The organism is Streptomyces sp. CC224B (assembly GCF_030010595.1).
GTDB classification, from domain to species: domain Bacteria; phylum Actinomycetota; class Actinomycetes; order Streptomycetales; family Streptomycetaceae; genus Streptomyces; species Streptomyces longispororuber.
Map to the genome: position 1 here is coordinate 72597 of NZ_JASCXL010000033.1, position 9089 is coordinate 81685.

General features: G+C 73.1%; 6 protein-coding genes. 3 read left to right on the forward strand and 3 right to left on the reverse strand.

Features of this window, described 5'->3' with window-relative positions:
* Window positions 1-16: 16 nt before the first annotated feature.
* Both QK440_RS15965 and QK440_RS15970 read right to left on the reverse strand, forming a co-directional pair.
* Window positions 17-2155, reverse strand: coding sequence for a sigma-70 family RNA polymerase sigma factor (locus QK440_RS15965; protein WP_282793752.1), 2139 nt, complete (start codon window positions 2153-2155; stop codon window positions 17-19).
* 212 nt (window positions 2156-2367) lie between these two features.
* Window positions 2368-3177, reverse strand: a complete 810-nt coding sequence (locus QK440_RS15970) for a helix-turn-helix domain-containing protein (protein WP_282793753.1) — start codon at window positions 3175-3177, stop codon at window positions 2368-2370.
* 373 nt (window positions 3178-3550) lie between these two features.
* On the opposite strand from QK440_RS15970, the gene QK440_RS15975 reads away from it, so the two are divergent.
* Complete coding sequence (locus QK440_RS15975) at window positions 3551-4906, forward strand: NAD(P)/FAD-dependent oxidoreductase (protein ID WP_282793754.1); 1356 nt, start codon at window positions 3551-3553, stop codon at window positions 4904-4906.
* 224 nt (window positions 4907-5130) lie between these two features.
* Window positions 5131-6786 (forward strand): SpoIIE family protein phosphatase, encoded by a 1656-nt coding sequence (locus QK440_RS15980; protein ID WP_282793755.1) that lies wholly within the window; start codon window positions 5131-5133, stop codon window positions 6784-6786.
* An 80-nt stretch (window positions 6787-6866) separates the two neighbouring features.
* Here QK440_RS15980 and QK440_RS15985 read toward each other — a convergent pair whose 3' ends face one another.
* Window positions 6867-8144 (reverse strand): MFS transporter, encoded by a 1278-nt coding sequence (locus QK440_RS15985; protein WP_282793756.1) that lies wholly within the window; start codon window positions 8142-8144, stop codon window positions 6867-6869.
* Between the two features lie 103 nt (window positions 8145-8247).
* Between QK440_RS15985 and QK440_RS15990 the strand changes: the two genes are divergently transcribed.
* Window positions 8248-8796: a MarR family transcriptional regulator gene (locus QK440_RS15990; RefSeq protein ID WP_282793757.1), complete on the forward strand. Its 549-nt coding sequence runs from the start codon at window positions 8248-8250 to the stop codon at window positions 8794-8796.
* Window positions 8797-9089 lie beyond the last annotated feature (293 nt).

Below are 9089 nucleotides of genomic sequence, written 5' to 3' on the forward strand. Positions count from 1 at the left end.
CGCCCCGCCGGGCGCCTCACACGCAGCGGAACCGCGACTGCGCCCAGTCCGCCAAGGCCACCGAGTCGAACGAGGTGTGGGGCTCGACGACCAGGCGGATCGTCCTGCGACCGGTCAGGTCGACGTGCACGGGCACGGCCGAGTCACCGCCCCGCACCAGCGGCGACCGCCAGAGCCGCACCCCGTCGCCGTACACGGAGAACCGCACCGCGCCGAGCCGCATCGTCATGTCGTCGACACCGACGAGCGCCTCGTACGCGGTGCACGTCCGGTTCAGGTCGATGGTGACCGAGGAGGTGCCGTGGACGGTCACGCCGTGGCTGTACCGCGTGTCCGCGATGGACAGGCCCCGCCGCTGCCACACCCAACTGCTCTCCCCGAGCCGCATCTCGGGCTTGGTGCCGTCGCCGATGAGGCCGTACTCCAGCTCGTTCCACTGGTAGACCACGGGTGCGGGCGTGGGAGTGGGTGATGGCGTGGGCGTGGGTGACGGTGTGGGGGTGGGAGTGGGCGTGGGCGTCGGTGTGGGCCTGGGCGGTGTCGGCCGCGGCTCCGGCGGCGGGGGCGGCGGCTCCGGTCTCGGCCCAGGCCTCTCCACCGGCGGCTTCGGCGTCGGCGTCGGTGTCGGCGTCGGCTCGGGGACGGGCTCCGGCGCGGGCCTCGGCGGGGCCTTGGCCGGCGGCACGGGCTGTGCCTCCGGCGCGGGCGGCTCGGGCTGCGGCAGCGGCTTCGAGGACGGCGGGTTGCGCGGGATGACGGGTTCGGCGGGCGGCGCCTTGGCCTTCGTCGGCTCGTCGTCGGGGCTGCCGGCCAGCGCGAGCGCCAGGGCCACGCCGGCCGCGACGACGGCGCCCGCCACGATCCCGGCCTTCGCCGGTGTGCCGAGGCCCTCGGACGCCGCGCCCCCGGCCCCGCCGCCACCGCCCGTCGCCGCCCCGGCCGCGCCCGCGGCACCCGCGCCCGCGGCGCCGCCGCCGACCAGCGCGGCCACCTTGCCGTACCCGGCGGCACCGAACCAACCGATGACCGCGATCGGCACGACGGCGGGGATGCCGCTGGCCACTTCCTCGATCTGGCCGGCCGCGAGCCGGCACTCGGCGCACTCCTCCAGATGCTTGCGCAAGCCCCGCTCGGCACGGGTGCGCAGGCCGCCGCGGGCGTAGGCGCCGAGCCGGTCGGCGTAGCGCGCGCACTCCTCGCTCTTGGTGAGCGCGGCACTCACATGGGCCTGGAGATACGCCTGCTTGAGGCCCTCGCGGGCACGGCTGGCGAGCACCCGGGTGCCGTTGGCGTCGAGCCCGAAGAGCGTGGCGACCTCGCTCGGCGACTCGTCCTCGACCTCCGTGTGCCACAGCACGGCCTGCCAGCGCTCGGGCAGGCTGCGGAACGCCCGCATGGCGAGCGACTGCTCGGCCTCGTGCATGGCGCGGACGTCCGCGCCCAGGTCCAGGCCCGCGCCGAAGGAGCCGAAGGACGCGGTGTCCTCGGCCGCCTCGGTGCCCCGGGCCGCCTGCGCGGCGAACACCGCGAAGTCGTCGACGAGTTGCTCCCGCTTCGCCGACTTCGTCCACCCGGCCGCGACGCGCCGCACCGTGGTCAGCAGATAGGCGCGCACGGCGTACTCCGGCCCGGCGCCGGAGCGCACCGCCTGGAGCATCCGCGCGAACACCTCGGCCGTGAGGTCGTCCGCGGTGTGCCCGTCCCGGCAGCAGGTACGGGCATAGCGGCGCACGGCCTCGGCGTGCCTGCGGTACAGCTCCTCGTAGGCCGCGTCCTCGCCCGCCCGCATCCGGTCGATCAGGTCGGCGTCCGAGGACGGCACGTCACCGCCACGGGCGCCGTACGAACCACCCTCCGAGCCCGGTGGTCCGGCCGAACCGCCGCTGCGCTGCGACGGCACACTCGCACCGGGACCGGGCACTCCGGACCCGTCGCGGGAGCCGCCGGACGCGGAGCCGGCGCCCTTGCCGCCGTGACGTCCGCCGGGTCCTCCGCCGCCGCGGCGACCGCCCTGGCCGGGCACCTGCCGCGCGGGCAGCCCGCCTCGCTCACCGCCCCGCTCGCCGCCGGGAGAGACGGGGTCCGGCTCGTCGCGGGGAGGGGGTTCCGGCTCACCGCCGGGAGAGGTGGGCTCGTCCTGCCCGTCAACGCTCATCGCGGAAAGCCCCCGCACGCACTAGCAGACCCGGACACGCGGGAAAGAGTGCCACACGGTGACGCCCCGTCGAATAGGGGTGGCGAGCAACCACCCATCCGGGGTGAGTTACCGGAACGGAGCACTACCGTTCACCCCTTCGGGGAATGCTCAACCCCTTGCGGACATGATCGGGGTTGAGCATTCCGTACCCGTGAGGGTCCGAACGAGCGTTACGAAGGCCGCGACCGGAGCCCCTCCAGGAGGATGTCCAGGAGGCGGGACGACGCCGCGGCCTGCTGTGCGGCGTCCGGCAGCGAAGGCGCCGCCGTCGCTATGACGAGCAGCACGTCCGACACCGTCACGTCCGCGCGCAGCTCACCGGCCGCACGCGCCCGGTCCACGAGCCGCCCGACGACGTCGAGCAGCGCCGCGGCTCCCGCGTCGTCGCTCTCCTGCGCCGGCGCGGGCCGCTGCTCCACGAGCCGCAGCTCCGGCGGGAGCGACGGCGGCATCTGCCGCTGCTGCGGCACCCGGGCCTCGGCGCCCTCCGCGACGCCGGCCCCGGTGATCGCCGCGCCGCCGGCCGCGCCCGCCGCCTCGGCTTGGTCGTCCACGCTCACGCGCAGCACCTGCGGCGGCAGCAGCCGCCCCGCGCCCGAGGCCACGGAGGTCCGCAGGAAGCGCGAGAGCGCCGACCACGGCTCGTCCTCCTGCCCGAGGGCAGCGCGTGCCTGTTCGGTCAGCCGGGAGGTCTCCTCCTCGGCTATCCGTCGCACCAGTACGTCCTTGCTCGGGAAGCGGCGGTAGACCGTGCCGACACCGACACGGGCCCGCCGGGCCACGTCCTCCATCGGCGCGCCGTACCCCAGCTCGCCGAAGACCTCGCGGGCCGCGCGCAGGACGTGCTCGAGATTCCGCTGCGCGTCCACACGCAGCGGTGTCGTACGCGCCGTGTCCCCCACTTCCCGTCCGTTTCCGCTGGAGGCGACGGCAGGTGCCGGCGCTGTCGCGGAAGTCCAGTGAGAGTCCTGAATGTGCATATGTTTTCCCCCGGTAATGACGTCTCCCCCCGGAGACACTCCCCGTCATCGATGACCGGCGTGTGAGGAGCGAGCCGCGCACGAACCCGGCAAACCGGACTCGACGAGCGCATCCCCCGACACCCCGACGTCACACGAACATAGTTGAGCCAGAGTCAATTCAGAAGAGGCGGGTTCCGCACGGGGTGCCCCCCGATCGGAGTACGCACCGGTTCCCACCCGATTGCACCCTGTACCACCACCCCACCACCCCTCGCTGACCTGCTCTTATGCCACGGACTCAGCCAAGTGGACGACCTGCCGCCGCCCGCTGCTTCCAGTCATACAAATTGCCGAGCCTGTGGACAAACGCGAAGTGCGGGTGCGTCATGGGATGGTGACGGAACCTGTGCGCATTCTCGTTGTCGGCGGTGGCTACGTCGGGATGTACACCGCGCTGCGCCTCCAGCGGAAACTCAAGCCGGAGCTGAGGCGTGGCGAGGTGGAGATCGTCGTGATCTCGCCCGACCCGTATATGACGTACCAGCCGTTCCTCCCCGAAGCGGCGGCCGGGTCGATCTCCCCGCGCCACGTCGTCGTCCCGCTGCGCCGGGTCCTCGACCACTGCCGCATCGTCGTCGGCGAGGTCACGTCGATCGACCACGCCAAGCGCACCGCGTCCTTCACCACGCTCGCCACCGACGAGCAGGGCTCCGGCCCCCTCGACCTCGCCTACGACGAGCTGGTCCTCGCCCCCGGCTCCGTCTCGCGCACCCTGCCCATCCCCGGCCTCGCCGACTACGGCATCGGCTTCAAGACCGTCGAGGAGGCCATCGGGCTGCGCAACCACGTCATCGAGCAGATGGACATCGCCTCCTCCACCCGCGACCCCGCCGTCCGCGACGCCGCCCTCACCTTCGTCTTCGTGGGCGGGGGCTACGCCGGGGTGGAAGCCCTCGGCGAGCTGGAGGACATGGCCCGCTACGCCGCGCGCTACTACCACAACATCAAGCCCGGCGACATGAAGTGGATCCTCGTCGAGGCCTCCGGCCGCATCCTCCCCGAGGTCGGCGAGGAGATGGGGAAGTACACGGTCCGCGAGCTGCGGCGGCGCAACATCGACGTCCGCCTGGAGACCCGCCTCGACACGTGCGAGGACCGCGTCGCCGTCCTCAGCGACGGCGCACGCTTCCCCACCCGTACGGTCGTGTGGACCGCGGGCGTCAAGCCGAGCCCGCTGCTCGCCGCCACGGACCTGCCGCTGACCGAACGCGGCCGCCTGAAGTGCACGCCGAGCCTGACGGTCGACGGCGCGCCGCACGCCTGGGCGGCCGGGGACGCGGCCGCCGTCCCCGACGTCACCGCCGAGCAGCCCGGCGCGGAGTGCGCCCCCAACGCCCAGCACGCCGTGCGCCAGGCCAAGGCCCTGGGTGACAACATCGCCGCCGCCCTGCGGGACAAGCCCCTCCAGGAGTACCGGCACAGGTACGTGGGCTCCGTGGCCTCCCTGGGACTGCACAAGGGCGTCGCCCACGTCTACGGCCGCAAGCTGAAGGGCTACCCCGCGTGGTTCATGCACCGCGTCTACCACCTCAGCCGGGTGCCCACGGTCAACCGCAAGTCCCGCGTACTCGCCGAATGGACCCTGTCCGGCCTGTTCAAACGCGAGATCGTCTCCCTGGGGTCACTGGAACACCCGCGCGCGGAGTTCGAACTCGCGGCCGGAGGGGAACGCCCGAAGGAGTCCTGATGATCCCTTGCCGGAACTCTCCGGGCAGGCCCGGCGTCTGACGGATGTCAGTCCGGTCGGCCAGACTGGACGTGTGACCATGAGCGGGCCCCAGAGAGCCGGGGCCCGCACCGCGCCATGCTGTGTCTTCCCGGGAGGCGGTGCCGCCCGCCGCACCGCCACCGGCCGAACGCCCGGCCGTACACCCCCGCCCGATCCAGAAGCGACATCACGAGGCCTACGCAGTGAACTTCACGCGCTGGAGCGCCCGGCTCCCCGGAACACAGCGTCGCGCCGCGGCGCGCACCGAGACCGGTGGCTCCCCGGTACAGCGGGGTGACTCCGTCCCCGCCGCCCGCGCCGAGCGCCTCACGCAGACGTTCCCGGACGGCGTCGACGGACTCCCGGCCCGCGCGGTGCTCGACAGCATCCCCGCCCTGGTCGCGCTCGTGCACGGCCCCGACCACCGCATCGCGTACGTCAACGACGCGTACACGACGGCGTTCGGCCCCCGCCCGACCGGCGCCCCCGCGCGCGAGGCGCTGCCCGAGCTGGCGGAGGTCGGCCTGCTGCCCCTCATGGACCAGGTCCTGCGCAGCGCCCGGCCGCGTACGGTCAAGTCCCGCAAGGCCCCCGGCGGCCGGTCGTACACCTTCACCTGCACCCCCGTGACGCTGCCCCTGGGCGGCCCCGCGGCGGACGCGCGGGACGGCGGCGTGCTGGTGTTCGCCGCCGACGTCACCGACCACGCCGAGGCCGCCGAGCGGCTGCGCGCCAGCGAGCGCAGCCAGCGCGAGACCGCCGTGACGCTGCAACGCTCACTCCTGCCCCAGGAGTTGGAGCAGCCCGACGACCTGCGCATCGCCGCCACCTACCAGCCCGGCGGCACGGACGCCGCGGTCGGCGGCGACTGGTACGACGTCATCACGCTCGGCGGCGGCCGTACGGCCCTGGTCATCGGGGACGTCATGGGGCGCGGCGTCCGCGCGGCCGCCGTCATGGGCCAGCTCCGCACGGCCGTGCGCGCCTACGCCCGCCTGGACCTGCCGCCGCACGAGGTGCTGCAGCTCCTGGACGGCCTGGCCGCCGAGATCGACGCCAGCCAGATCGCCACGTGCGCGTACGCGGTCCACGACCCGAACGAGGGCAGCCTGGCGTACGCGTCGGCGGGCCACCTGCCGATCCTCGTCCGGGACGAGAACGGCACCATCCACCGCGCGGACGAGCCCACAGGACCGCCGCTCGGCACCGGCGGCTGGCTGCACACCTCGGGCTCCGTGCCGCTCGGCCCGGGCTCGACCGCGGTGCTGTACACCGACGGCCTGGTGGAGCGGCGCAGCGAGGACATCGACGAGGGCGTCGCCGCCCTGGAGCGCGCCCTCGCGGGCGCCACCGGCACGCCCCAGGTCGTCTGCGACCGCCTGATCCGCGCCCTGGGCGTCACGGCCGACCACGACGACGACGTCGCGGTCCTCGTCCTCCAGCAGCCCGCCCGCACGGGCGCGGACGCGGAGCTGTTCCGCAACGCCGCCCTGGAGCTGCTCGGCGGCGTGGAGGCGGCCCCGCGCGCGCGTGCCTTCGCCACCGGCGTCCTGGCGAGCTGGCGCTTCCCCCAGGACCTGCTCGACCTGGGCGTCCTCGCGGCCAGCGAGCTCGTCGCGAACTCGCTCCAGCACGGCACGCCCCCGATGCGCCTGCGGCTGCGCCGCACCGACCGCCGCCTGATCATCGAGGTCACCGACGGCGACGACCACCTGCCCCGGCGCCGCCGCGCCGAGCCCGTGGACGAGTCCGGCCGGGGCATCGCCATCGTCGCGACGATCGCCTCGAACTGGGGCTCGCGCCGTACGCCGGGAGGCGGCAAGGCGGTGTGGTGCGAGTTCGCGCTGCCGCGCGCCTAGGGCCCGGTACGACGACGCGCGCGGGGGCAGTGCCCACGCGCGCGTAGCCGACGGTGTCCGGGCCGCCCCCCGGAAGAGGGTCAGGAGTGGGCGCTCACGGCTTCCGGGGCACCCTGGGCCACGATCCGGCTCTTCTGGGCGTACGGGTGGTTCTGCGCCGGGGTGAGGTGCTTGCCGAGCCGCAGCGCGAGCACCGTGATGCCGAGCGAGAAGAGCAGGAACGTCACGACGTACGGGGCGTGCAGCGTGGCGCCCATCGGCCCGCCCACGGCCGGACCGACCGCCAGGGCGAGCTGCTTGACCAGGGCGAAGGCGGAGTTGTACCGCCCGACCATCGACTCCGGGGCCAGGTCGGCGACCAGCGGGGCGACGGTCGGCGCGAGCATGGTCTCGCCGATGCCGAACAGGGCGTACGTCGAGATGAACGCGGCGGTGGCCATGGCCTGGCTGCCGTGCCCGAGGCCGGCGTACCCCGCGGCGATCCACGCGACGGCCCAGATGAGGCCCACGGCGGCGATCACCTGGGAGCGCCTGCGGCGCTCGACGAAGCGCAGGACCGCGAACTGGGCGAGCACGATCGCCCCGGTGTTGGCGGCGAGCGCGATGCCGAGCGTCGACGGCGAGATCCCGGCGGCCTCCACGCCGTACGCCGAGAGGCCGGACTCGAACTGGCCGTAGCAGGCGAAGAACAGGACGAACCCGAGGACGCAGAGCTGCAGCATCACGCGGTTGCGGAAGACGTCCTTCATGGTGCCCTGGGCCTGCGGGGTGGCGTCGGTGATCCGGGGAGACCGCGGCAGACGCGTGGTGGCCATGACACCGGCGAGCACCAGGAAGATCACGGTCTCGATGGCGAAGAGCAGCGTGAAGTCGCCGGGCCGCTCGTGCTTCACGAGCTGGCCGCCGATGAGCCCGCCGACGCCGAGGCCCAGGTTCTGCAGGAAGAACTGCATGGCGAACGCGCGCGTACGGGTGTCCGGCGTGGAGCACTCGACGATCATCGTGGCGAGCGCGGGCTGCATGACGGCCTGACCGGCGCCGAGCGCGCCCGCCGAGAGCAGGACGAGCGGGGCGCTGCCGGCGAGACCGAGGCTCAGCGCGCCGACGGCGGCGGTCAGCAGCGCGGCGACGAGGACGGGCAGCGGCCCGCGACGGTCGATGGCACGGCCCGAGAAGGGCAGCACGATGAGCGCGGCCACGGCGAAGGCGGCGAGTACGAGTCCCGCCGTGACGGCGCCGAGGTCCCTGACCTGTGCCACGTACACGTACAGGAAGGGGACGGTGAAGCCGAGGCCGAACGCGCTCAGTGCGTTGCCCACGTGGATCCGGCGCATCGCGGCACCCATCACCTTGGTCACTTTCACCTGCCTTAGGAGTGAAGACTTCGAAGCTAAAGTTAGGATCTAAACAATACACATCGAAGGACTTCGACGGCAAGCCAGGGCGTGCCATACTGCGCCCATGGGTGACACCCCCGGCCCCACAGAGCCGACACTCGAAGAGCAGATCGCCGCGTACCAGCGGGAGTTCCGGGACCTCGACCCCCAGGTCGAGAAGATCGTCTCGGCCCTGGGCCGCCTCAACCGCCGTATGAACGTCGCCTACGGCCGGCAGACCGCGACCCTCGGCATCAGCAACGCCGAGTGGGAGGTCCTCAAGGCCCTGGTCCTCGCCGGCGCGCCGTACCGCATGGGCCCCGGCGAGCTGGCCAAGCGGCTCGGACTCACCCCGGCGGCCATGACGCACCGGATCGACCGCATGGTCAGCGAGGGCCTGGTCACCCGGGAGCGTGACGAGAACAACCGCGTACGGGTGATCGTGGAGCTCACGGACGAGGGGCGCGAGAAGTGGCTGGAGGCCATGCGCCTCGCCACGGTCTTCGAGGAGGACCTGCTCCAGGACCTGTCCCCCGCCGAGCGGGGCGTCCTCGGCGAGGTGCTCACGCGGCTGCTGCGCCGGGTGGAGCACGCCCAGCCGGACGCCGGCGGGCGTCTCACCGACCTCGACTGATGTTCACGGGGCCGGGGGGTTGACACCGCCGCGCCGGGTCCGTAAGGTACTTCGAGTTGTCGCGGGGCCGTAACGGTTCTGCGGCGGCACCTCTCGCCGCTGCGGCGGCAACCAAACCACCAGCACGATCTCCCCACGGGACAGATTTCGGCGTGCCCGAATTCCATTCCGGGAGCGCGATTATGAATCGCCGGGGGAATCCGCTAAAGTTTGGGACGTCGGAACGGCCCAACAGCCGCGAAGACAAACCCGGTTGACAGGGAATCAGGCCCGAAAGGATCTGATAGAGTCAA